The sequence below is a fragment of the Rhodanobacter sp. MP7CTX1 genome (assembly GCF_014205795.1).
Lineage (GTDB): Bacteria > Pseudomonadota > Gammaproteobacteria > Xanthomonadales > Rhodanobacteraceae > Rhodanobacter.
In genome coordinates this window covers 1-22,922 of record NZ_JACHCN010000019.1, presented here as the reverse complement: position 1 = coordinate 22,922, position 22,922 = coordinate 1, and the positions used below count along the sequence as shown (strand labels likewise).

General features: G+C 64.5%; 18 protein-coding genes. 8 read left to right on the top strand and 10 right to left on the bottom strand.

Translation table 11 applies throughout. From position 1 onward, the window contains the following. Window positions 1-116: 116 nt before the first annotated feature. Window positions 117-1,055, bottom strand: coding sequence for a complex I NDUFA9 subunit family protein (locus HDE77_RS18170; protein WP_184419330.1), 939 nt, complete (start codon window positions 1,053-1,055; stop codon window positions 117-119). 41 nt (window positions 1,056-1,096) lie between these two features. Then, on the bottom strand, window positions 1,097-3,142 hold the full coding sequence (locus tag HDE77_RS18165) for a transglycosylase SLT domain-containing protein (protein WP_184419329.1): 2,046 nt from the start codon (window positions 3,140-3,142) through the stop codon (window positions 1,097-1,099). 155 nt (window positions 3,143-3,297) lie between these two features. Between HDE77_RS18165 and HDE77_RS18160 the strand changes: the two genes are divergently transcribed. Further along, complete coding sequence (locus tag HDE77_RS18160; protein ID WP_184419328.1) at window positions 3,298-4,914, top strand: glycoside hydrolase family 17; 1,617 nt, start codon at window positions 3,298-3,300, stop codon at window positions 4,912-4,914. Here HDE77_RS18160 and HDE77_RS18155 read toward each other — a convergent pair. The 5 genes from HDE77_RS18155 to HDE77_RS18135 all read right to left on the bottom strand — a co-directional run bounded on the left by HDE77_RS18155 (window position 4,810) and on the right by HDE77_RS18135 (window position 8,674). Then, window positions 4,810-5,277, bottom strand: coding sequence for a hypothetical protein (locus HDE77_RS18155; RefSeq protein WP_184419327.1), 468 nt, complete (start codon window positions 5,275-5,277; stop codon window positions 4,810-4,812). The two genes, HDE77_RS18160 and HDE77_RS18155, sit on opposite strands and share 105 nt — an antisense overlap. Next, window positions 5,274-6,083, bottom strand: coding sequence for an endonuclease/exonuclease/phosphatase family protein (locus HDE77_RS18150; RefSeq protein WP_184419326.1), 810 nt, complete (start codon window positions 6,081-6,083; stop codon window positions 5,274-5,276). Before HDE77_RS18150 ends, HDE77_RS18155 begins: the two co-directional genes overlap by 4 nt. A gap of 124 nt (window positions 6,084-6,207) precedes the next feature. Beyond that, window positions 6,208-6,858, bottom strand: coding sequence for a thiol:disulfide interchange protein DsbA/DsbL (locus HDE77_RS18145; RefSeq protein WP_184419325.1), 651 nt, complete (start codon window positions 6,856-6,858; stop codon window positions 6,208-6,210). Window positions 6,859-6,913: 55 nt separating this feature from the next. Continuing rightward, a complete protein-coding gene (locus tag HDE77_RS18140) occupies window positions 6,914-7,798 on the bottom strand; it encodes a thiol:disulfide interchange protein DsbA/DsbL (RefSeq protein ID WP_184419324.1) in 885 nt (294 codons plus the stop codon). Between the two features lie 78 nt (window positions 7,799-7,876). Beyond that, entirely contained in the window at window positions 7,877-8,674 is a 798-nt protein-coding gene (locus HDE77_RS18135) for a c-type cytochrome (RefSeq protein WP_184419323.1), read from the bottom strand. Window positions 8,675-8,799: 125 nt separating this feature from the next. Here HDE77_RS18135 and yihA point away from each other — a divergent pair, with 125 nt between their 5' ends. After that, complete coding sequence (yihA, locus tag HDE77_RS18130; protein ID WP_184419322.1) at window positions 8,800-9,459, top strand: ribosome biogenesis GTP-binding protein YihA/YsxC; 660 nt, start codon at window positions 8,800-8,802, stop codon at window positions 9,457-9,459. A gap of 309 nt (window positions 9,460-9,768) precedes the next feature. Here yihA and HDE77_RS18125 read toward each other — a convergent pair whose 3' ends face one another. Further along, window positions 9,769-10,260 carry a GAF domain-containing protein gene (locus HDE77_RS18125; RefSeq protein WP_184419321.1) on the bottom strand — a complete coding sequence of 164 codons (492 nt, stop codon included), beginning with the start codon at window positions 10,258-10,260 and terminating at the stop codon, window positions 9,769-9,771. Window positions 10,261-10,392: 132 nt separating this feature from the next. Between HDE77_RS18125 and bioD the strand changes: the two genes are divergently transcribed. From bioD to HDE77_RS18100, 5 genes are all read left to right on the top strand, one after another. Further along, a complete protein-coding gene (gene bioD / locus HDE77_RS18120) occupies window positions 10,393-11,070 on the top strand; it encodes a dethiobiotin synthase (RefSeq protein ID WP_184419361.1) in 678 nt (225 codons plus the stop codon). 52 nt (window positions 11,071-11,122) lie between these two features. Continuing rightward, complete coding sequence (locus HDE77_RS18115; protein WP_184419320.1) at window positions 11,123-11,470, top strand: hypothetical protein; 348 nt, start codon at window positions 11,123-11,125, stop codon at window positions 11,468-11,470. 141 nt (window positions 11,471-11,611) lie between these two features. Next, window positions 11,612-13,825: a peptidyl-dipeptidase Dcp gene (gene dcp / locus HDE77_RS18110; protein WP_184419319.1), complete on the top strand. Its 2,214-nt coding sequence runs from the start codon at window positions 11,612-11,614 to the stop codon at window positions 13,823-13,825. Between the two features lie 179 nt (window positions 13,826-14,004). Beyond that, window positions 14,005-15,837 carry a monovalent cation:proton antiporter-2 (CPA2) family protein gene (locus HDE77_RS18105; protein ID WP_184419318.1) on the top strand — a complete coding sequence of 611 codons (1,833 nt, stop codon included), beginning with the start codon at window positions 14,005-14,007 and terminating at the stop codon, window positions 15,835-15,837. 242 nt (window positions 15,838-16,079) lie between these two features. Beyond that, complete coding sequence (locus tag HDE77_RS18100) at window positions 16,080-17,204, top strand: glycosyltransferase family 9 protein (RefSeq protein ID WP_184419317.1); 1,125 nt, start codon at window positions 16,080-16,082, stop codon at window positions 17,202-17,204. On the opposite strand, the gene HDE77_RS18095 is transcribed toward HDE77_RS18100, so the two are convergent. Both HDE77_RS18095 and HDE77_RS18090 read right to left on the bottom strand, forming a co-directional pair. Further along, window positions 17,180-20,665, bottom strand: coding sequence for an ankyrin repeat domain-containing protein (locus tag HDE77_RS18095; protein ID WP_184419316.1), 3,486 nt, complete (start codon window positions 20,663-20,665; stop codon window positions 17,180-17,182). The two genes, HDE77_RS18100 and HDE77_RS18095, sit on opposite strands and share 25 nt — an antisense overlap. Window positions 20,666-20,750: 85 nt before the next feature. Then, window positions 20,751-21,044, bottom strand: coding sequence for a YcgL domain-containing protein (locus tag HDE77_RS18090; RefSeq protein ID WP_184419315.1), 294 nt, complete (start codon window positions 21,042-21,044; stop codon window positions 20,751-20,753). Between the two features lie 312 nt (window positions 21,045-21,356). Here HDE77_RS18090 and HDE77_RS18085 point away from each other — a divergent pair, with 312 nt between their 5' ends. Continuing rightward, entirely contained in the window at window positions 21,357-22,787 is a 1,431-nt protein-coding gene (locus HDE77_RS18085) for an outer membrane protein transport protein (protein WP_255482799.1), read from the top strand. Window positions 22,788-22,922 lie beyond the last annotated feature (135 nt).

Genomic DNA, 22,922 nt, shown 5'->3' with positions numbered 1-22,922 from the left:
ATGCCCAGCAACGACGGCCGTCCATGTTGGCCATGGTGGGGCATGTTGGGCATCGCTGCGCTCACCCCAACCTACGGCGTCTCATAGAGTGGGGGCGTACGAAGGAACGCGAGCGATCAGCGTCGTGCTGCGCGCGCCTCATCCAGCCGCCGCTGCAATGGCGACCCACCGAGCAAGCGTGGCAGCCACGGGGTGAACGGCTGCGGCACGATGCCGAGTGCGGCGTAACCGTCCGTCTTGCCGACGGAGTCGGTACGCAATGACTGGAAGTTGTCGAACGAGAACGGCTTGCCGGGCAGCAGGCCGGCGACCTGTGACTGCAGCCGGCCGAGGCTGTCGTGCAGCGGAATGATCGGGGTGCGCAGCCCGGCGGTGTCGCGGATCTGGTGGACGATCTCGCCGAGCGTGAATGTCTCGGGACCGTACAGCTCGTAGCTGCTTCGCAGGCCGAGTTTGTGGCTGTCGACGCAGCGCGCGATCGCTTCGGCAACGTCGCCGACGAAGGTGGGCGCCATGCGTGACTTTGCGCGTGCCAGCGGCAGCGCTGGCATGCGCCGCAGCAACGCGGCGAAGCGGCTTACGAGTCCGTCACCTTCGCCGAAGATCACACTGGGCTGGTAGATCGTCCAGTCGAGGCCGGAGGCCTTGACGAGGGTCTCCGCCTCGCCGCGTGTCTTCAGATAGTTCGACAGGCCTTGGCCGGCTTTCAGCGAACTCATCTGGTGCAGACGATTGACGCCACTCGCGTGACAGGCCGCAATCACGCGCCGGGTCAAGTCCACATGCGCACGCTGAAACGTATGCGAGCCTTGCGTGTTGAGGATGCCGATCAGGTTGATCACCGCGTCGGCGCCGTCGAACTCGCGGCGCAGCACGTCGTCGTTGTAGACATCGGCGCTGCGGACGGTCACTTTCGGCAGTACGCCGAGTTCACGATGTTGCTCGCGGTTGCGGCTGAGCAGCACGATGCGGTGGCCGTCAGCGGCCAGTCGCGGTACGAGATGGCTGCCGACGAAACCAGTGCCGCCGAGAATAACGAGGTGCTGTGCGGCCATACGAGTCAATCCTTGCGTGAAGCGAATTCGGTGTAGCTGGATCAGGGTGAAGCACTGCGCGCGGTGGAGGGCGAGCCCGGCGGAGTGACCGGTACGATGACCGGGCAACTGACCGACTTGTGCACGGACATCGCGTTTGGCAGTCCATACGGCTGACCGATCGCGCTCAGGCGGGTGGTCAGCGGCACCGCCTTACCGTTGAGGCGCCAGTCGTAGATTACGCTGAACGCCATCACCCGGGCGACGTATTCGCGGGTTTCCTTGAACGGGATGGTGGCGACGAACAGGTCCGGTGTCAGCGTGCCGCGCGCGGCCAGCCACTGGTCGACGCGGCCCGGTCCTGCGTTGTACGCCGCGCTGGCCAGCCACGGCGCACCGTTATAACGCTCCGCCATCTGCGCCAGATATCGCGTGCCCAGCGTGATGTTGACGGTCGGGTCGTACAGCGTATCGCCGCCGCCCCAGTTGAGACCGTTGCGCTTGGCGACCAGTTCAGCCGTGCCAGGGAGCAGCTGCATCAGGCCGCGCGCGTCGGCGCCGGAGCGGGCGTCGCTCATCCACGCACTTTCGGCACGCAGGATGCCGTATGCCCAGGCCGCCTCGATCCCGGACTGTGCGGCCTGCGGCACCACACCATCCTGGCTGGCCAGCGGAAAGCGCAGCTGATACAGCCGCAACGCGTCGCCACTGGCCAGCGTGAATACGGCGCGGTCGTACCAGCCGCGCTTGTTCGCCAGATCGGCGGCCAGCCGCAAAGTGTCCGGATCGGCACCCTGTAGCGCCTGCGTCCATTCACGGCGGGCCAGCTTGGGCAGATTGACCGCATAGAGTTCGAATGCGCGCAGCAGGCCGGGCTGGTTCAGCAGAGCCTCTTCGCGTTGCGGGTCGTCGGCCAGTTGCAGCGGGCAGATCGCATACGGCTGCTGTAGACGATCGGCGGCGAGGAAGCCGAAGAACGTGGGCTCGGTGGCCAGCGTGCTGAGCTGCTGCTGCGCCTCGGCGTTGCGGCCAAGCGCAGCCAGCGCGCGGGCGCGAAAATAACGCCACTCGCCGTCCTGCTTCTGAGTCTCGGTGAGCGCGTCGATCGCGGCCAGCACGGCCGGCCAATCCTGTTCCGCCAGCGCCACGCGCACGCGCCACTCGCGACTGGCATCGGTTTGCGCGGCGGGCGGCAGCGCGATCAATCGAGCCAGCGCGTTCGCGTCGAAATCGGTGGCATGGAACAACGCCAGCGCATGCAGTATCTGGCCTCGCTGCAACACGCTGAAGTTGAAGCGTGATTGCAGATTCTGCCACGCCGTATCAGCGGTGTCGGACTGACGACGGGCCAGCCGCGTGAGCGCCAGCGTGACGGCTTGCCGGGAGCGCTGGGTATCGGGCCAGTTTGTCGCCGCGACCACGGCGGCCGACGGGTCGCGCAAAGCCAGCGCCAGTTGCTGCGCAGCGGTGCTGTCGTCCGCAGCCAGCCAGCCGGCGAGCTTGCTTATGGTGCCGCCCTGGCCGGCGTCGGCGGCGATATCAATGCGGGTCCACAGACGGTTGCTGGTCAGCAGGCCCTGATCATGCGCTGCGTCAAACACCGGGTCGCAGGCAGTGGGCAGGCTCGGCTTGTCCCACAACGCGGACAAATCCTTGTCGAAATTCAGCGTTTCGCCACGTGCCAGTCGCGCCTGCAAGGCGTCGCAACTGAGCGCGTCCCCGAGGCCGGGCTGGTACATGGCGAGAAAATTGCTCCAGTCCTGGCGGCGCGCCAGTTCCAGCAGGAAGTCGCGGCGCAGGTCGGTCGCAGGAATCCAGTCCGGGTACTGCTTGAGATACGCCTCCACGCTGGCCCGGTCGGTCTGCTGGATGTCGTGCTCCAGCGCGGCCGCCGTCAGGTACGCATACAGCGGATAGTCGTGCAGGCCATCGGCCAGGCTGCGCCAGCCGTCGCCGCCTTGTTGCGCGGCGGCATAGGCCTGCTTGAACGCGGCGCGTTGGGCGTCGCTGGGCTCGGTCGCCTGCGCGAGCGACGTGGCCAGCAAGCAGCCGGCCGCCAACATCCAGCATAGAAGCGGTATGCGCTGTGGCGTGGCGTTGGCAAACATGGAAACTCCCGTGGCGATCTGGTCGCAGTGTAGTTCATGGTTTCGTGTCGACTGGGTGCAAGCCGGCCGATCGATGCCGATCGTGAGCGTGCCTGCAGGTGCCTGTTAAGCTGGCATGCTTCGTCTTCAGCAGTCTTTAGCCACAGGGAATCGGTATGCCGTCAGCACCTTCGCCTATGTATCGCCGGCACGGGTTGGCATGGCTGTTGCTCGTGGCGCTGGCGCTGCTCGGGGCCTATTGGTGGTGGGCGATCGGCCGGCCGGTGGCCTTGCCTGATGCGCCATCGGCGCGGATTGCCTGCGTGTCGTATGCACCATTTCGCGGCAACGGCGAGACTCCGCTCGATCCGAATGCGTTCATCAGTCCGCAGCGCATCGATAGCGACCTGCGTGCGTTGTCGCAACGCTTCGACTGCGTGCGGACCTATTCGCAAGGGCAGGGCCTCAGTGCCGTTCCGGAAATCGCCGGACGCTACGGCATGAAAGTGCTGATGGGCATCTGGCTGAGAGGCGACGCCCAGTCGAACGAAGAACAGATCCAGCTCGGCATTGCCACCGCGCGCAAGTATCCGCAGGTATTGCGTGGGGTGATCGTCGGCAACGAGGTGCTGCTGCGCGGTGAATTGTCATCGGCGCAATTGGCCGGCTATCTGCACGAGGTGCGCGCGGCGATCAATGTGCCGGTGACCTACGCCGACGTGTGGGAGTTCTGGCTGCGCCATCCGGAGTTGGCCTCCTCGGTGGACTTCATCACGATCCACATCCTGCCGTATTGGGAGGATAGACCGGTGCCGCCGGAAGGCGCAGTGCAGCATGTCGCTGATGTCTATGCGAAGGTGCAGCAGGCGTTTCCCGGTCAGCAAGTGATGATCGGCGAAACCGGTTGGCCCAGCGCCGGGCGGGCCCGCCAGGCGGCCAACGCCACCCTTGTGAACGAGGCACGCTATCTGCGCGAATTCCTGCGTTACGCCGCGACGGTGCAGATGCCGTACAACGTGATCGAGGCGTTTGATCAGCCGTGGAAGCGCGAGCAGGAAGGCACCGCCGGCGGCTATTGGGGCATCTTCGACAGGTATGCCCAACCGAAGTTCTCGATGGTGGGGCCGGTGACCGAGGAGCCGCGCTGGTGGGCTGGCTGGCTCGCGGGCTTGATAGCGGCGGGATTGTTCGTGCCGATCGGTTGCTGGCGTCGACGTTGGCAAGGTGGGCGAGGCATAGCAGCCCTGGCGCTGATGGGTTTTGCCAGCGGTTGCGCGCTGGCCTGGCAGTTCCGGCAGATGTGGTTTGCCGGTCGCGATCTGTGGGAATGGACGGTGTCGTTGAGCGTCTGTGCTCTGGCGCTGGTCACGATGCTGCTGCTGGCGCGCTGGATTGCCGCGCGGCTGGCCGGTGTCGCGCAACAGCTGTCTGCGCCGGCCGCATGGCTGCGCATGGCCTGGCTGTTTGTGCTGACGTACTACGGCCTGCTGCTGGTGTTTGACGGGCGCTACCGGGATCTACCGCTCGGCCTGTTCGAGCTGCCTTGCGTGGGCTATGCGCTGGTCGCTTTGCTGTCCGAGCGAAGCGCATCGATGCCACGGCTGGAAGAGCGCTTGATGGCTATCTGCCTGCCGCTGCTGGCGGCCGTCGTGGTGCTGCAGGAGTCAGCGCTGACGCCGGTGGCGTGGTTATGGCTGGGACTGAATCTGCTGCTCGCGTTGCCGGTGCTGTTCGCCTGGTGGCGTGTGCGACAGGGTTTGCAGGCGCAGCAGGCGCAGGCAACCGATGAGTAGCGCCAGTGCACCGGGTTCGAAGCAATACAGCTGCAGTGCAAAAACACCCAGCACGGCGGCCAGCCACGCGATCCAGATTTGCTTCGACCACAGCGCCAGCGCCGCCGCAATGAGGGCGGCGACACCGTAGACGCTGACGTCGTAGGCATGATGCTGAAAACCGAGTATCAGCAGCTGCCGCGTGTTGCACCAGGGTGAGTATTGGCCACTGCCGCACAGGTCCGCTATCGCGGTGGATTCGATCAGGCGAAAGCGCAGACCTGCGGCAACAAATCCGAACGCCAGCAACAGCAGCCATGGCAGTGCCAGCAGCGGCCAGTTCGATCCTGTCCAGCCCGATTTGATCTGGCCTGCTCCGCTCATCGACGTGGACCTCGCGACACGCTACCGACATGAGCCGGCAAACGGATTTCCGCCGCCAGCGGAAGGTGATCGGAGAATGCCTGGGGCAGCGTCCACACCTTGTCCAGCTGGATCGCCGACGACGTCAGGATGTGGTCCAGTGCGCGTCGCGGTTTCCAGCTGGGGAACGTCAGTGTCGACTGTGCCGGTGGCTGCAGATTGCATTTGGTGAATAGCTGGCGCATTTCCACGCTGCCTGGTTCGGTATTCAGATCGCCCATCAGGATGGCGTGCGGAAAATCGTGCAGCAACTCGGCGATGAAGCCCAGTTGGCGCGCACGCGCCGGTGCGCTCAACGACAGGTGCGCGATCATCACCGCCAGCGCGCTGCTGCCTTCGCCGAACTGCGCGAGCAACGCGCCGCGTCCGGGGATGCGGCTGGGCAGCTGATAGTCCAGCACGGAATGCGGTTCCAGCCGGCTGATCAGGCCGTTCGCCGAATGTGCCAGCCGTGCCATGGCGCGGTTCGGCTGATGGCTCCAGAACGGCATGCCGGCAGTTTCCGCGAGATAGCGGGTCTGGTTGAGAAAGCCCGAGCGCAGGCTGCCGGCATCGGCCTCCTGCAACCCGATCACGTCGAATTGCGGCAATACCTCGGCAAGCCGGTCGAGGTTGTCCATCTTGGTACGCCCCGGCAGCACGGCGTTGATGCTGCGGGTGACGTATTCGCTGTACCGGCGCACGCTGGCGCCGGCCAGGATGTTGCAGCTGAGCAGGCGCAGACGGCGCTCGGCGGGGGCAGCTTGGAGGATCGCGGCGCGGTTCATCGCAACACACTACAGGGGAGGGGAAGGCAGACAGTCACGGAGATCAAGGCACCGGCCGGACAATGCGCCCGAGCATGATCCGCCCGATATGAACGTCGCGTCAGTCGCTGCAGGCAGGGCGTGCTTATTTTCCGCTCTGCTCGCGCTTCGCCAGCCACAGCGCCACCGCAGCCAGTTCGTCCGGCGTCTGCACGTTGTTCACCCGATACTTGCCGTCGACCACGATGCTGGGGGTGCCATCCACGCCCCATTTCTGGATCAGTGTCAGATCCCCCTTCAGCTTCGTGGTGGTTTCGTCGGACGTCGCGATCCGCATGAACTGCTCCCGATTCACGCCTTCACGGGCATAGAAGTCGGCCAGTTCATCCATCGAATTGATCGGGTAGTGTTGCGCAAATTTCGCATCGAACAACTGCTGGTGAGTGCGCTCGACCACGCCAAGCTGCTTCGCTGCGTAATAGGCGCGAGCAAACGGCAGCCACTCGGCGCTGAACGGCGCCGGCATGAGCTTGAATACGACGCCCGGCGGTAGCTGCTTGCGCAGCTTTTCCGCGATCGGCGCGAAATGTGCGCAATGGATGCAGCCGTAGGAAAACACTTCGACCACTTCCACTTTGCCATCGCTGCTGTAGCGCTGGTGCGGACCGGGCAGCGTCACATACTCGCTGCCTTCGGTATACGGCGCAGGCGCACCGGACTGCGCGGTGCAAGCCGTGGTCAGCAGCAGGCCGCCAAGCAGGGTGAGCAAGTGCAGACGGGCAAATCGCTTGAACATGTGGCTTCTCTTCCGGTGGGTGGCGGTTGGCCGCAATGGCCAGTCGTAGACGGCGTTACTTGCCGGCGGCTTCCTTGGCCACCAACCACTGTGTCAGTTCGATCGTCTGCGGTACGCCACCGGCTGAAATAATGGTGTAACGGTATTTGCCGTTGACCACGAGGGTCGGCGTGCTGTCGACGCCGTAAGCCTTCATCAGGTCGTCGGCGCGTTTCATCTGGGTGTTGATGCTGAACGAATTCGCGACGCCGGTGAACTGCTTCGGGTCGACGCCGTACTTGGCGTAGAACTTGGCGACATCGTCGATCGTCGGCCAAGCCTCGCGCGGCTTGGGCTTGCCGGCCTGCAAGTCATAGGTAGCCAGCTCGCCGGTTTTCCAGGCGGCATCGAACATCGCATCGTGGGTCTTTTCAGCCACACCCAGCGCTTGCGCCGCATAGTACGCGCGCTGGAACAGCGGCCAGTTTTCGTCCGGACGGAACGAGGCTGCCAGGTAAGTGACGACCGCATTCGACGGCAGGCTCGCGGCCAGCCGATCCATGCTCGTGTGGAACTGGTTGCAGGCTGGGCAGGCGTACGAGAACACCTCGGTGACCTCGATCTTGTCGGGGTGGCTGGTCGGCTGCGCGGGATCGATCAGGAAGTAGTTCTTGCCCTCGACCCACTTGCCGTTGTCGACGAAGGGCGCGGGCGCCGGCGCTGCCGGAGCTGCCGGAGCTGCTGCGGTGGTGCTGCTGGCAGCCGGTGCTGTGGTGCCCGGGGTTGCCGGTGCGGCCGTTGTTGCCGTCGCTGGAGCGGCACTGGTGGCAGGCGCAGCCGTCGCCGCGGCGGCGGCGGTCGTGCTGGCCGGCGTGGAGGACGCGGCACTGTTGCCCGTATTCTGGCTGCAGGCGGCGAGCGCGAGCAGGGCGGCACACAAAATCGGCAGACGCTTCAACATGGAACACCTCGACATGGAACAGCTCGAACAGGGGGTCTTGAAACCGAAAACGCCGGCATGAGGCCGGCGCGTTATCGATCAGGGCGAAGCGGCAGGCGGTTGATTTTCCGCGCTGTGCAGGCCTTCGACATAGCTGGCCAGCGCCGCGATGTCATCGGCATTCAGCTTCTGCGCGATCGACGGCATGATCTGGGAATGGGCGTCTTTGCCCCAACTGGCGCCGTCGTGCCAGGCCTTCAGCGTGGCCTGGATGTACTGCGCGTGCTGACTGGTCAGCTCCGGATACATCGCGCCCGGATTGCCGCGGCCGTCGATGCTGTGGCAGGCCATGCAGGCGGGAATGTCACGCTTGGGATCGCCTTGACGGAACAGCTCTTCGCCGTGTGCGACCAGCGCCTGATCGGCCACGCCGGGCAGTGGAGTCTTGCTGGAGAAGTAAGCGCCGATGTCGTGCATGTCCTGCTCGGACAGCGGCGTGGCCATGCCCAGCATGATCGGGTTCTGCCGCGTGCCGGCCTTGAAACTGGTCAGCTGGTGGACGATGTACTGTTCGCTCTGGCCGGCCAGCTTCGGATACTGCGGGTCGCTGGAGTTGCCATCCAGGCCGTGGCAGGCGCCGCAGACGGCGGCCTTGGCCTGGCCAGCCGTGGCGTCGCCCGGCTTGACCGCAGCCGTAGCCTCAGGCGCGCTCGCGGCCGCAGGTGCTGCTGCAGTACTGGCCGCGGCCGCCGGCTTGGCCGCCGTGCTGGCGGCGGCTGGGGCGGAGGTCTTCGGCTGGGCGTCTTGTGCCATCAGCGCAGTGGCGGACAGCGCGAACACGAGAGCTACGGCAGATCCAAGAACAGCGGGCCGAAAACCAGCGGACCGAAAACTCATACACTTGACTCCCAAAAGACTTGCTCACGACTTCCAAACACTGCCGCTGACTGCAGCCATCGGGCCGCAGCAGGCAGAAACCGAAGAATTATCCCTGTGCCACCGTACCTTGGTCAAACCATCTCATGTCGAATCCCCTGCAAGGCGCGCAATTTGTGCTCGCCGCCCACCGCATCAGCCAGCTGCCCGCCGATCAAGGTGCCGAGGTCGCGTTCGCCGGCCGCTCCAATGCGGGCAAGTCCAGTGCACTGAATGCGCTGACCGGCCACAAGGGCTTGGCACGCACCTCCAAAACCCCGGGCCGCACCCAGCAGATGGTTGCTTTCAGCCTGCCACCACCGACCCAGATCGACGGCCAGCCGCCGCTGGATGTGCGACTGATCGATCTGCCCGGCTATGGCTACGCGAAAGTCCCGCTGGAGATGCGCGAGCACTGGAAGCTTGAGATCGACGCGTATCTGCACCAGCGGCGCAGCCTGCGCGGGCTGATCCTGATCGTGGATATCCGCCATCCGCTGAAGGAGTTCGACCGGCTGATGCTGGAGTTCTGCTTCGCCACCCAGCTGCCCTGCCACCTGTTGCTGACCAAGGCCGACAAGCTCTCGCGCGGCCAGGCCACGCAGGCGCTGGCGACGTTGCTCAAGCAGTTTGCGGCTGAAGGGTTGCACGCTACGGCGCAGGTGTTTTCTTCGTCGGCCGGTACCGGAGTGGACGAAGCTCGGCAGGCAGTCATGACCTTGCTGCGGCAACCGCGGGAAGGTGCACACCAGGGGCGCGAGCGCTGAAGAGCGCATCACGTCGACGCATGAAGCATCGTCGGAACTGCCCTCTCTCGGGCAGAGGGTTGGGGTGAGGGGCGGGTGCTCGCTGGACCGCGTGTCTTCGTCAGTCCGGCGCAAGCCGGAACCCAGCGCCCTCTCTGCTGCTCTTGCAGCTCTTGTGGGAGCGACTTCAGTCGCGATGCCCTGGCGTTGGTTTTACTCGTTAGCGGGCAAGCCCAGCAGCAAGGCCAAAGCATCGCGACTGAAGTCGCTCCCCCAAGATCAACTGCATCTCGCGGGTACTCCGACTCAAATGGCAGACCCTCAGGATCATCAGCCGCGCACAGCCTCCATGAACACCGCGCATAGCCCCTGCATCCCCGCTCGATCATCCTCGTCGAAGCGGTCGATGACTGGACTATCCACATCCCACACGCCCAGCAGCGTGCCGTCCGCATTGATCAGCGGCACCACGATTTCCGATTGCGAGGCAGCGTCGCAGGCGATGTGTCCGTCGAACGCATTCACGTCGCGCACCAGCTGGGTTTCCCGTGTCTGCGCGGCGGTGCCGCAAACACCGCGGCCTAGCGCGATGCGGATGCAGGCCGGTTTGCCCTGGAAAGGTCCGACCACCAGTTCGCTGCCGTCGTACAGATAGAAACCGGCCCAGTTCAGGTCGGGCAGGCTGTGGTAGATCAGTGCGCCGAAATTCGCCGCGTTGGCGATCAGGTCGGGCTCGCCGGCGAGCAGGCCGCGGACCTGCTGTTGCAGGTCTTCGTAGTGTTCGTGTTTGCTGGCGTAAGTGTGTGCTTTCAGTTCAAACATGCCATGGTTCCATCAGCAAAGGTTGTAGCGCAGAGGATCTATTATGCGCCGGTCATCCGCAGGTGCGGTCGTGAAGAAGAACGGACAAGAGGGAAGGAATACGATGGAATGTTTACGCGGGTATGGCCTGAAATGAGTCGCGCTGTGTTCATCGCCGGCACCGACACCGGTATTGGCAAGACCCATGCGGCGTGCACCCTGCTGCATGCCTTGCGTGGCTCCGGGTACATCGCGTGCGGGATGAAGCCGGTGGCCAGTGGTTGCATGGAAACTCCCAATGGATGGCGCAACGACGACGCGCTGGCATTGCAGGCGGCCAGCAGCGTGCCGCCGCCCTATGCCTTGATCAACCCGATCGCGCTGCGTGATCCGCTTTCGCCCCATCTGGCGGCAGCGCATGCCGGCGTCGAGATTTCGCTGACGCCATTGCGCGCCGCGTTCGACGCATTGCGCGGCGGCCATCAACGGGTGGTGGTCGAAGGCGTTGGCGGCTGGCTGGTGCCGTTGGCGCCGGGGCTGTTTGCGTCGGATATCGCCAAGCAATGGCAGCTGCCGGTGATCCTGGTGGTTGGTTTGCGGCTGGGCTGCCTCAATCATGCCCTGCTCAGCGCGCAGGCGATCAAGGCGGATGGTTGCAAGCTGCTTGGCTGGATCGGCAACTGCATCGATCCGACGATGGCTGCACTGGACGAAAACCTGGCAACCTTGCGCGAACTACTGCCGGCGCCATGTCTGGGCGTGCTGCCGCATGGCCTGGCGCCGGCGCAGGCCGCGATTCGGCTGGAGGCCGCCGTGACGGCCTTGGACTGAGCTTCACATCCGTCGTGCTTGGATACGTGCATCGCCCACCGCCGGAGGCTTCATGGCCCGCAACCACTACTACCTTTCCATCGCCGACCTGGCCCATGCCAGCGGGCCTGATCCCCGGTTTGCCTACGATGGTGCCGGTCCGAACGATTTTGCGGCCGCGCTGCAGCAGGCGCTGCGCGATGACAGTCTGTTCGACCGCTGGCGTTTGGGGCAGCCGGATCCGGATGCCGTGGACACCAGCCTGGCTGCCGTTGACCCTGCTGCCCAGGTAAACGCCAAGGTCGCCGACCTGCACACCGAGGTCGATCTGATCACCGACCTGCCGATGAGCGTGGTGCGGCACCGGTTGTTTCTGCTGATCGGCGGGGCATGGAAGTTGCGCGACATGCGGGCGGCCTGAGCGATTGGCGGGCAGGTTGCACAAGCCACGCCGCGATGGGTGGCATGACTTGTGGGCTAGGAGAAACCCCCTTTGAGTGGGTAAAGTCGAGAGTTACGACTTACCGTGTCCGGGCCCGGACGCGCCAATTGGGAAAACCAGATGCCTCGTCTCCGCCTTATTGTGATTGCTACCACAATGGCTCTTGCCGCCTGCTCGCAGCAGCCGAACAGCGCCGCCACCTCGCCTGCGACGACCGCCTCGGTGGCCACCGCCAGCACGGCCGCACCGGCAGCAACCGCCATGACCAGCAATCCGTTCTTCAGCGCCAGCACATTGCCGTACCAGGCGCCGCCATTCGACAAGATCCATGACGCTGACTATCAGCCGGCGATCGAAGAGGGCATGAAGCAGCAGCTGGCGGAGATCCAGAAGATCGCCGACAACCCGGATGCCCCGACGTTCGAGAACACCTATGTGCCGATGGAAAAATCCGGCGCCATGCTTTCCCGCGTGATGCAGGTGTTTGCCGTGGTGACCGGCGCCAATACCAACGACGCGCTGCAGAAAGTGCAGGAGGATGAAGCGCCGAGGCTGGCGGCACATCAGGATGCGATCTATCTCAACGACAAGCTGTTCCAGCGCGTCGAGACGATCTACAACCAGCGCGACACGCTCAAGCTCGACCCCGAGTCGGCGCGCCTGGTTGAGGTGGTCTACAAGAATTTCGTGCATGCCGGCGCCAAGTTGTCCGAGGCCGACAAGGCCAAGCTGAAGGATCTCAACAAGGAAGAATCCACGCTCAGCACGTCGTTCACCAACAAGCTGCTCGCAGCCACCAAGGGTGGCGCGCTGGTGATCGACGACAAGACCAAGCTGGCCGGTCTTACCGATGCCGAGCTTGCTTCCGCCACGCAGGCGGCCAAGGATCGCAAGCTCGCCGATGGCAAATTCGTGCTGACGCTGCAGAACACCACCCAGCAGCCACTGCTGCAGGACCTGAGCGACCGTGACACCCGCCAGGCACTGTTCGAGGCATCCTGGAATCGCGCCGAGAAGGGCGATGCAAACGACACCCGCAAGATCATCGAGCGTCTGGCGCAGATTCGCGCTGCACAGGCCAAGCTGATCGGCTTCCCGAACTATGCCGCGTGGAAGCTGGACGACCAGATGGCCAAGACGCCGGAGACGGCGCTCAAGTTCATGCAGCAACTGGTGCCGGCTGCCACTGCCCGTGCGCAGACCGAGGCGAAGGACATCCAGGCCGTGATCGACCAGCAGCACGGCAATTTCAAAGTGCAGCCGTGGGATTGGGACTTCTACGCCGAGCAGGTGCGCAAGGCCAAGTACGACCTGGATGAAAGCCAGATCAAGCCGTATTTCGAGCTGGATAACGTGCTGCAGAACGGTGTGTTTTATGCCGCCAACCAGCTGTACGGTTTGACCTTCAAGGAGCGCAAGGACATCCCGGTATATCAGCCGGATGTGCGCGTGTTCGAAGTGTTCGACAAAGACGGCAAGTCGATGGCGCTGTTCTATTGCGACTACTTCAAGCGCGACAACAAGGGCGGCGGCGCGTGGATGGACAACATGGTCACCCAGTCCAGGTTGCTTGGACAGAAGCCGGTGATCTACAACGTCACCAACTTTGCCAAGCCAGCGGCTGGCCAGCCTGCACTGCTGTCGGTGGATGACGTGATCACCATGTTCCACGAGTTCGGCCACGGTCTGCACGGCCTGTTCGCCGACGAGCAGTACCCGACCCTGTCCGGCACCGCGACCGCACGTGATTTCGTCGAATTCCCGTCGCAGTTCAATGAGCATTGGGCAACCGATCCGCAGGTGTTCGCCCACTATGCGAAGAACTACAAGACCGGCGAGCCGATGCCGCAGGCCCTGGTCGACAAGCTGAAGAAGGCCGGCAAGTTCAACAGTGGCTACAACATGACCGAACTGGTCGCCGCTGCCCTGCTTGACATGGACTGGCACACGCTCGGTGCCGACGCACCGCTGCAGGATGCCGATGCCTTCGAGGCGGCAGCACTGAAGAGTGACAAGATCGACCTCAGCTATGTGCCGCCACGCTACCGCTCCAGCTACTTCCAGCACATCTGGGGCAACGGCTACGCGGCGGGCTATTACGCCTATCTGTGGACTCAGATGCTTGCCGACGACGCGTTCGCGGGCTTTGTGGAACATGGCGGCCTGACGCGTGAGAACGGTGACCATTTCCGCGCGATGATCCTGTCGCGCGGCAACACCGAAGAGCTGGCGAAGCTGTACAAGGACTGGCGCGGCCAGGACCCGAGCATCGAGCCGATGCTGGTCAACCGTGGCCTGAAAGACGCGCCTAAGACGGACGCTCCCAAGAAGTAAGGGACGCCACCCATCGGGGCGATCGTAGCCCCTGTCGCAGATCAGGCCCGCCACGTGCGGGCCTGATCTTTTTCGGCATCCGGGCAGAAAGTCGGACGTATCGAGCGTGAAGATCGTTGCCCGCATGAATACTGGCTGCGTGGAATAATCGAGCCTCCCCCGGATCGGAGTGGCCGCGCGTGGACAGCCAACATTTTTTAGAGACCGCGGTGGTGTTTCTGCTGGCGACGGTGATCGCGGTGCCGTTGACGAAGCGCTTTCGGCTGGGTTCGGTGCTGGGCTACCTGCTGGCCGGCATGGCGATCGGGCCGCAGCTGCTGGGACTGATCAGTGACACCGCGGGGGTCACGACGATTGCCGAGTTCGGCATCGTGCTGATGCTGTTCGTGATCGGCCTTGAGTTGTCGCCGCAACGTCTGTGGGTGATGCGCCGGTCGGTGTTCGGTACCGGACTGGTGCAAGTGCTCAGTTGCAGCGTGGCCATCGCCGCGTTGGCGTATTACTTGTTTGGCCTCTCGGGCAATGCGGCGGCGATCGTTGGCGGAAGTCTGGCGCTGTCGTCCACGGCGTTCGGCCTGCAGATACTGGCTGAGCGCAAGGAGGCCGGCTCGGCCTACGGTCGGCAGGTGTTCTCGATCTTGCTGTTTCAGGATCTGGCGGCGATTCCGCTGATCGCTGCGGTGCCCTTGCTGGCGTCCTCGTCGACCCCGCACGGTCTTGACTTGTTGGGCGTGCTGCGCACGATCGGAGTGATCCTGGCGGTGGTTGTTGGCGGCCGTTATCTGTTGCGACCGGTGTTTCGCTTCGTCGCGCGTACTGACTCGCTGGAAGTTTCCACCGCCACGGCGCTGCTGGTCGTGATGGGTGTGGCGCTGGTCATGGAGTTGGCTGGGGTCTCGGCGGGCCTGGGGGCGTTTCTCGCTGGCGTACTGTTGGCCGATTCGGAATACCGGCACGACATGGAATCCCATATCGAGCCCTTCAAGGGTTTGCTGCTCGGCCTGTTCTTCATCAGCGTCGGCATGTCGATGGATCTGTCGCTGTTGTTGCAGCGGCCGGGACGGGTGTTCGCCCTGGTGGGGGCGCTGCTGCTGCTGAAGGGGTTGCTGCTGTGGCCGCTGGGGCGGCTGCTGGGCGGGCTCAATCGCTCCGACACGTTGCGCCTGATGGTGTTGCTGGCATGCGGCGGCGAGTTTGCGTTCGTGCTGCTCAGGCAGGCAGCCGAGCAGAAGCTGATCAGCATTGACCTGCGCGACACGCTGGTGCTGGTGATCACGCTGACGATGGCACTGACGCCCCTGTTGGTGGTGCTGGTGGCGAAGCTGTTGAACGTGAAACCGAAGAAGCCGACGCGCGAGTTCGACACGATCGATACCGATACGCCACGGGTGATCATCGCCGGCTTCGGTCGGATGGGGCAGATCATCGGACGCGTGTTGCGGGCGCAGGGGATACCTTTCGTGGCGCTGGAGCATTCGGTCGAGCAGGTGGATTTCGCGCGCCGCTTCGGCAACGTCAACCTGTTTTTCGGCGACCCGACGCGACCGGAGCTATTGCGTGCCGCCCAGGCCGACAAGGCCGAGGTGTTTGTGTTGGCCACCGACGATCCGGAAGCGAGTCTGCGTACCGCACGACTGGTAAGGCGGCAGTATCCGCACCTGAAGATCATCGCCCGCGCGCGCAATCGCCAGCACGTGTTCCGCTTGATGGACATGGGTGTGGAGCGGCCGATACGCGAGACGTTTCATTCCAGCCTCATGATGACCCGCAAGACGCTGGAGGCGCTGGGTCTGTCGCATGAAATGGCGGTGGACCGGGTGACACGCTTCCGTCGCTACGACGAGAAACTGCTGATCAAGCAGTCGCTGGTGTATGACGATGAAGTCAAGCTGGTGCAGAGCACGCTTGATGCGATGGTCGATCTGCAGCGTCTATTCGAGGCAGACGCTGAGCCGGAGGCGGAACGCGAACGTTCGCTTGAACCCGATGTCCCGCTGAACGCTGAGGACTGAGGGTCGCGCGAAAGGCCAACGCGAGGATGACCCAGGGTCATCCATGTGAGAACGTCGGGCGGGAATGTTGGGCATCGCTGCGCTCACCCCAACCTACGGTTTGATCGAGGTTCGCGGCGGCTATGCAGGTTGGGGTGAGCGCAGCGATGCCCAACACGTGGGGGCGGGAACGCGGGATTTGCGCCAGTACGCCGTACGATGTCAACCGGACGCCGCTCCCGACGTTGCTTGAAGTCATGCCGATGATTCAGAGCCCCGCAGAGATCAGCCCTGTCGTGATCCGTCTTGGCCGGCTCGGCGACACGATCCTGCTGCAGCCGCTGTTGCGTCGGTTGCATTTGCGCTATGGGCGGCCGTGTCAGTTGCTGGCGCTGGGGGACTGGACACCGGTGCTCTATTCGGCCCAGCCCGAGGTGGCCGGATGCATACCGTTGCGCAGCCAGTACGGGTCATTGTTGACGCGGCCGCAGCGTTGGCGCGCGACGCTTGCATTGCGGCGTTTGCGGCAATCGCCGTTCTACATCTGCGAGCCGGATCCGCGCGCACGTACCAAGGTGCGCCCGATGCTGGCGCTGGCCGGTGTGCCCGCCGCCCATTGCCAGTTCATCCAGGACACGACGATGCTGAAGGACGAGCACTGGGTTGACTGGTTGCTGCGTTTCGGCGACACGACGCCAGCGGCCTTCCGTGATACTCATCCGCCGGTGGCGCCGTCCTCCTGCATCGCGCCACAGCTGCAGGTCAGTGCGGCTGAGCGGGCCGACCGGGATGCCTGGTTGCGCGCGCAAGGCATGCTCGGACGCCCGTTGGTGCTGTTGCAGCCTGGCAATAAGCGAACCCTGCGCTGGAACGGCGTGCGTCAAGCCGATGATGACGACAAGTCATGGCCGGCCCAGCGCTGGGCCGAGCTGGCGCGCGCGATCAGCTACCGACTGCCACAGGCGCAAATTCTTTTTTGCGGGTCACCGGCCGAGGCCGGTTACCTCAACACCGTGCTCGCGGCCTGCGATACCAAATCGCTCCCGATCGCTGCTGCCGCGCTGCCGATCGGCCGTCTGAAGGCCCTGCTGGAAGTAGCTCACAGCATGGTGTCGGTGGATACCGGGCCGGCCCACCTGGCCGCCGCCGTGGGTTGCCCGCTAGTGGTGCTGTTTGGTTCCAGGCCGCCGCTGATGTGGGCACCACGCAGTGCAAGCGGAAGTGCCGTGTCGGTGGTCGGCGGATTACCGGGTCAACGAGTCGACGACATCGAGACGGCGCAGGCGATGACCGCCTGGCGCTCGCTGCCAACGCGCACATGCACGCCAGCCCCTACCGGTCGATCCGCCGCCGAGTCGACCGATCAGTCGGCCGGCTGTGCGGGCTGACGCAAGGTCTGCCGCACGCTGGGAACTGATCCGACACGTGCTGTCAGCTCATGCGCGATATCGATATAGCCCAGTTGCCTGGCCACATCGGCGGCTGTACGACCGAACGCGTCGGCGGCATGGCGATCGGCTCCACGCGACAGCAGCACGCGCGCCGGCGGCAGCAAGGCATGCATCGCGCAGGCATGCAGGGCAGTGACGCCCCGCTGGTCGGCGTGTTCCACCCTGGCTCCGGCATCCAGCAGCAACGGCACCAGTGCTCCGATATGTGTGGCATCGCAATCACTGCCGGGGCGTAGTTGTGCGCCCAGCAAGAGCAGCAGCGGCGTTTTGCCTTCGCTGTCGGCCCGGTTGATGTCGGCGCCATGCTTGAGCAAGCTGTCGAACAGCCGGCGTGCTCGCAGACTGTCGTTGTGTTCGAAGCCGAACTGCGCTGCCGCATGTAGCGCGGTGCGACCGCCAGCATCGACCGCGTTGACGTCGGCGCCGGCATCCAGCAGCGCTTCGGCAATTTCCGGATAACCCATTGCGGCGGCCACCATCAGCGCGGTGGTGTCGTTCGGCAGGCGTTGATCGATGGCAACCCGGCGCTCCAGCAACAAGCCGACCAGCGCCTCGCGGCGCGCGGCGACCGCTGCGGCCAACGGGGTCACGCCGCTGCCGGCGGCCAGGGTGGGATCAGCGCCCGCATCGAGCAGGCAGGCAGCCACCTCGCGATGACCGGCACCGCAGGCGCGCAACAACGCCGAGGCACCCGGTTCGTCACGCGTGTCGACCGCAAAACCCAGCTCCAGCAAGCGCTGCACGGTGGCAAGCGCACCGGCGGCGGCCGCCGCCGGGAGGTCATCGGGGCGCAGCGGGCGATTCGGACGCGACCAATCGCGCCAATCCAGCCAGCGCTCCACGGCCGGGTGCTCCAGTGCCAGCCCGAGTGGCGTTTCGCCATTCGCATCGGCCGCTTCCGGGTTCGCGCCATGGGCGATCAAGGCGCGCACCAGCGGCAGCGCCAGGGCGCCATGTTCCAGCGCGGCAAACAAGGGAGTTCGACCGTCGCGATCGCGGGTGTTCGGATCGCAGCCGCGTGCGAGCAGCGCCTGCAGCAATTCAGGCTGCATGTTGACCACCGCCAGATGCAGCGGGGTGCGATCGCGCGCATCGGGGCCGAAAGGATCCGCGCCGCGCTCAAGCAGGTTCAGCGGCAATGCGGCACTTTGCGCCGCACCGTTCAGGCGCGATAGCGCCAGCGCCAGCAGGCCGGTACCGGCCGGACTGGCACCCGCCTGCAGCAGATCATCCAGTGCCTCGGTGGATGCCGGCAACTGTTGCAACAAGGCATCGAACAGGCGACGGCCCATGGGTGTCAGGGCTGGCGGTACCGTCGACTCCACCGCTTCAGCATCGTCAGGCAGCTGCGACGGCAGGCGCGTCTCGGCATCGAGACCGTGCTCGAGCAGCCAGCGGCGCGCGGCACCGAGACCCGGTGTGGTCAGGTCCAGATACAACTGCGCCAGCTGCGCCTGCGGCCATTCGCGCACGCGCTCGGCGAAGCTCGACACAATCGCCCAATGCCCGAAGCGCAGTGCGTCCAGCAGGTGTGCCGGAGTATCTGCGCCTTCGGCCAGCAGATCGCGGCTGTGGCTGGCCGGCAGCGGTGTTTCCGGATCAAGCAGCGCGACCAGGTCCCAGCGACCGGCGGCCGCGGCGTGATCCAGGGCGCTGCGGCCATCGCTGCCGGGCGCTTTCGGTTCGGCGCCAAGGGCGAGCAGCGCCCGCACGGTTTCGCCATGCGCGTGCGGCGACTGGCAGGCCAGCGTCAGCGCATCGCGGCCGTGGTTGTCGCGCGCGCGCGCATCGGGTTGTGCCTCAGCCAGCATTTGCACGATGCCGCAGGCACCGGCCCGCGCCGCTTCCATCAATGCGGTACTGCCGTGCTGGTCGGACAGACTGACATCGGCACCGGCCGCGCACAGCGCGCGCGCGATCTGCTCGTGACCTTCGGCAGCGGCGGACAGCAGCGCATGGCGATGGCGTGCATCGACGGCATTCACGGCGGCGCGATGCTTGAGCAGCAACTTGACTCCGGTGACGTCGTCGTCGGCGATGCCGGTGGCGGCGACCAGCGCGGGCTCACCGTCAGCGGGTGCCGGTTTGGCGCCGCGTTCAAGCAGAAACTGCACCAGCGGCCAATTGGCGGCACGGCAGGCAACGGCCAACGGACTGATGCCCGCTTTGTTCAGTGCGTTGATTAGTGCGGCGGCGTCCAGCAGCATCGCCGCCACGCCGGGCTCGGCGCTGATCACGGCGCCATGCAGCGGCGTATTGCCCTCGGCATCGGCGACCAAGGGACTGGCGCCGTTGGTCAGTAGCGTGAGGACGGCCTCAGCGCGGCCATGCCAGCTGTCGCGAGTGGCAGCGAGCAGCGGAGTGATGCCGCCGCTGGCCCGGTTCACGTCGGCGCCCTTGGCGATCAGCGCACGCAACAGGCGGGTGTCGGGCAGTAGTGCAGCGAGCATCAGGACCGGGCGTTGATCACGGTCCTGTGGCGTTGGCGCGGTATTGGGGTCGGCACCGGCAGCAACCAGTGCCAGCGCGCGCTCGATGTCGCCATGGCGGGTGGCAGCCAGTAGCGCTTCTGCCTGCTCTGGTGTCCCTGCGGTGCGCTCCTGCTCGTTCAGCGGCGCCGCGACAAGCGATGCCGGCGCGATCGTTGCCGATGTGCTCGGGTTGCCACGGGCGGATGCCGCGATGGTGGATTTTGTGTGCTTGCCATGGCGCCCACACAGCAAGGCGCGCAGCGTTCGGTTGGCGACGATCAGGCAACCGAGCGGCAACAGCACGACGCCGTAGAGCGCCAACGCCGTGATGCGCAATTCGCTGGGCAGGACACCATACAGGCCGGTCAGCGCGATCGCACCGAACGCCAGCACCAGCAGCGCCAGCGCAGCCGGCAAAAAGTGGCTGAAGAAACGTTCCTCGCGCGACAGATGACGGCCGAACGCGATGCTGCGCAAGGTGGCGGTGAAGATCCATGAGCCATGCCGTTGGGTCGGATAGGCGTCATCCCAAACGAACACCAGCCCAAACGCGGGCCACAGCCGCCACAAGGCCGCCAGCGCGAGAACCAGCGCTGCGGTCAACTCCAGCACCACGCTGAGGCTGGGTGTCCGGCTCAGCTGCAACATGGGCCACGCGACCAGCAGAAAGACCAGGACCGTGTAGCCGGTGAACATCACCAGATGTGCCGCGCCACGGCGCAGCACGGTGCGACCGAAGCGCGGCTCGGGGTCGAAACCAATCGCGTGGCAGATCGCCGCCATGGTCAACGTATTGGCCAGCAGCAGCGGAATCAGCGTCAGCAGATGGGTGGCCAGGCCGGCGGCGGCGATCGCGACCCATCCTGGAATGAACCAGGCGAGAGCTTGCAGGAGGGGAGGACGGCGGCGCGATTTGGGCTGGGTCATGGCAGCAGTATAGAAATCGTTGGACTTACAGACGGTAACCAAGTGTTAACACCACGGGTTTGTGCTGAGTGGCGATACACGTGATTCACTCGTCGCGATCATCCCGGGTGGAATGCTTGTAGGCAGGATGATTGGCGGTAGCCAGCGTCTCCTTGGGCGGCAGTTGCAGGTGCCAGCCCTGAGTACGCAGGTGCTCGAGCACTTGTTCGGTGTCCTCGTTCGGCAGCTTGCGTTGATCATCCAGCTGAACTTCCAGCACGAAGCGCAATTCGCCAAGCAGCAACACCAGCGACTCAGACAGCACGTCGAAGCCATCGCGCCGGGCCAGCCATAGATAGCTGTCGGCTTTGCGCAGGCTGGCATAGACAAAACATTGCATGGCACTACCCGTTGAGTCTGGCTGCGTTGATGGGTCGGATGCCCGGATTAGCGGTGAGGGTACAGTGCCGCCTGCCATCCGGGCTGCCGGGAATCAGCTTGTTCGGTCCCCGGTCAGCCGAATCGGCCGCGCCACGAGTCGCTCAGGCACTGCCATATTCCTCGTTAAATTGCTGCAAATGCACTTGCAACACCTTGTCTGAGCGGGCAAAGTGCGGCGCAGGGGCTTCAAACGCGCGTATGAATTATAACATTCGCCGCCCCGGCTATATCCCCGATCCGCCTCACGAATAAGCAGGAGCAATCGATGCACATGTCTTTCCGTTCCCTTACGGGCGCTGCCCGTCCGCTCGCGCTCGCCGCGTTGAGCGCAGCTATTGTTGGTGCGCTGGTTGCGCCAAGTGTTGCCAATGCCAGTGCCTTCCAACTTTTGGCTAACAGCGCCACGGGCATGGGTCGCGCTTATGCCGGTTCCGCTACCGCTGGCGGTGATGTCTCGGTTGTGGCCAACAACCCCGCCGCCATGAGCGACCTTGACGGCACCTACCTGCAGGCCGATATCACCGCGATCAATTTCGGCACCCAGTTCCACGGTACGGCGACCGACGCGCTGGGTCGCCCGATCAGCGGTGGCAACGGCGGCGATGCCGGTACCACCCTGCCGGTGCCGGCACTGTACTTCGCCACCAAGGTCGCCGATGGCATTCACGTGGGCGCCGCGTTTGACGTGCCGTTCGGCTTCAAGACCAATTACGACCAGAACTGGGTCGGCCGTTACAACGCACTCGAGTCCAAGTTCCAGTCGCTGGATACCACGCTGTCCGCATCCTTCGACATCAACAGCAACTTCAGCCTCGGTGTCAGCGCTATCGCGGAGAAGACCAGCGCCACGCTGTCCAATGCGATCAACTACAACGCGGTCGGCCTGGGCCTGATCCAGCAGGCGGCCATGGCAGGCGAGATCTCCCCGGCCATGGCGCAGGCACTGGGCGCGCAGGTCGGTGCGGTGGTGCCGCCGGGCTCGGATGGCTATGGCAAGCTCAACGGTAACGACTGGGCATGGGGCTATCAGCTTGCCGCCGAGTGGAAGATGACCTCGCAGGACAAACTGGCCGTCGACTACCGTTCCAAGATTTCGCACCGCCTCGAAGGCACCGCGAATTTCACGGTGCCGGACAACGTTGTCGCCCTGCTCTCCAATCCGGCGGTGGCACCGTTGCTTGGCGGCGGCCTGCCGTTCACGCATACCAACGGTACCGCCGTTTTCACCAACCCGGCGACCGTCGGCTTCAGCTATTGGCACCAGGAAGAGAAGTTCGGTTTCGGTGCGGATGCGGACTGGACCGAGTGGGATGTGTTCAAGAACCTGACCGTGAACTACGCCAATCCGGCGCAGCCGACCACCACACAGCCGTTCAACTGGCATAACAGCTGGTACGTCTCCTTCGGTGGCGAGTACTACCTCACCGACCAGTTCACCCTGCGCGCCGGCGTGGCGTATGACCAGACCCCGACCACTGCCCAGTACCGCGAGCCGCGCGTGCCTGATGAGTCGCGCAAGCTCGCCTCGATCGGCGTTGGCTACAAGGCCAGCGAGCACTTCCAGCTGAATGCGTCGTACGAGCATGTGTTTGTCAACAACGCATCGATCAACGCTGCGCAGAGCGCCACCCTCGATACGCTGACGGGTTACTCCGAAGACTACGGCAACGTGCTGAGCCTGTCGGCGCAGTACAAGTTCTAATAGTAGTTTCTCAGCGATGTGAAATAAAAATCCCCGCGTGTGAACTGACCCCACAAAGTTGGACAGTTGAAAGCTAGGTACCGAAGGCCTGAGTCCGGTATTCCACCGGACTCAGGCCTTTTAGTTTGAGCTTGA

Excerpts from the sequence above, each read along its gene's own strand:
- HDE77_RS18170 (WP_184419330.1), bottom strand. The coding sequence starts at position 1,055 with ATGGCCGCACAGCACCTCGTTATTCTCGGCGGCACTGGTTTCGTCGGC.
- HDE77_RS18165 (WP_184419329.1), bottom strand. The coding sequence starts at position 3,142 with ATGTTTGCCAACGCCACGCCACAGCGCATACCGCTTCTATGCTGGATG.
- HDE77_RS18160 (WP_184419328.1), top strand. The coding sequence starts at position 3,298 with ATGCCGTCAGCACCTTCGCCTATGTATCGCCGGCACGGGTTGGCATGG.
- HDE77_RS18155 (WP_184419327.1), bottom strand. The coding sequence starts at position 5,277 with ATGAGCGGAGCAGGCCAGATCAAATCGGGCTGGACAGGATCGAACTGG.
- HDE77_RS18150 (WP_184419326.1), bottom strand. The coding sequence starts at position 6,083 with ATGAACCGCGCCGCGATCCTCCAAGCTGCCCCCGCCGAGCGCCGTCTG.
- HDE77_RS18145 (WP_184419325.1), bottom strand. The coding sequence starts at position 6,858 with ATGTTCAAGCGATTTGCCCGTCTGCACTTGCTCACCCTGCTTGGCGGC.
- HDE77_RS18140 (WP_184419324.1), bottom strand. The coding sequence starts at position 7,798 with ATGTTGAAGCGTCTGCCGATTTTGTGTGCCGCCCTGCTCGCGCTCGCC.
- HDE77_RS18135 (WP_184419323.1), bottom strand. The coding sequence starts at position 8,674 with ATGAGTTTTCGGTCCGCTGGTTTTCGGCCCGCTGTTCTTGGATCTGCC.
- yihA (WP_184419322.1), top strand. The coding sequence starts at position 8,800 with ATGTCGAATCCCCTGCAAGGCGCGCAATTTGTGCTCGCCGCCCACCGC.
- HDE77_RS18125 (WP_184419321.1), bottom strand. The coding sequence starts at position 10,260 with ATGTTTGAACTGAAAGCACACACTTACGCCAGCAAACACGAACACTAC.
- bioD (WP_184419361.1), top strand. The coding sequence starts at position 10,393 with ATGAGTCGCGCTGTGTTCATCGCCGGCACCGACACCGGTATTGGCAAG.
- HDE77_RS18115 (WP_184419320.1), top strand. The coding sequence starts at position 11,123 with ATGGCCCGCAACCACTACTACCTTTCCATCGCCGACCTGGCCCATGCC.
- dcp (WP_184419319.1), top strand. The coding sequence starts at position 11,612 with ATGCCTCGTCTCCGCCTTATTGTGATTGCTACCACAATGGCTCTTGCC.
- HDE77_RS18100 (WP_184419317.1), top strand. The coding sequence starts at position 16,080 with ATGATTCAGAGCCCCGCAGAGATCAGCCCTGTCGTGATCCGTCTTGGC.
- HDE77_RS18095 (WP_184419316.1), bottom strand. The coding sequence starts at position 20,665 with ATGACCCAGCCCAAATCGCGCCGCCGTCCTCCCCTCCTGCAAGCTCTC.
- HDE77_RS18090 (WP_184419315.1), bottom strand. The coding sequence starts at position 21,044 with ATGCAATGTTTTGTCTATGCCAGCCTGCGCAAAGCCGACAGCTATCTA.
- HDE77_RS18085 (WP_255482799.1), top strand. The coding sequence starts at position 21,357 with ATGTCTTTCCGTTCCCTTACGGGCGCTGCCCGTCCGCTCGCGCTCGCC.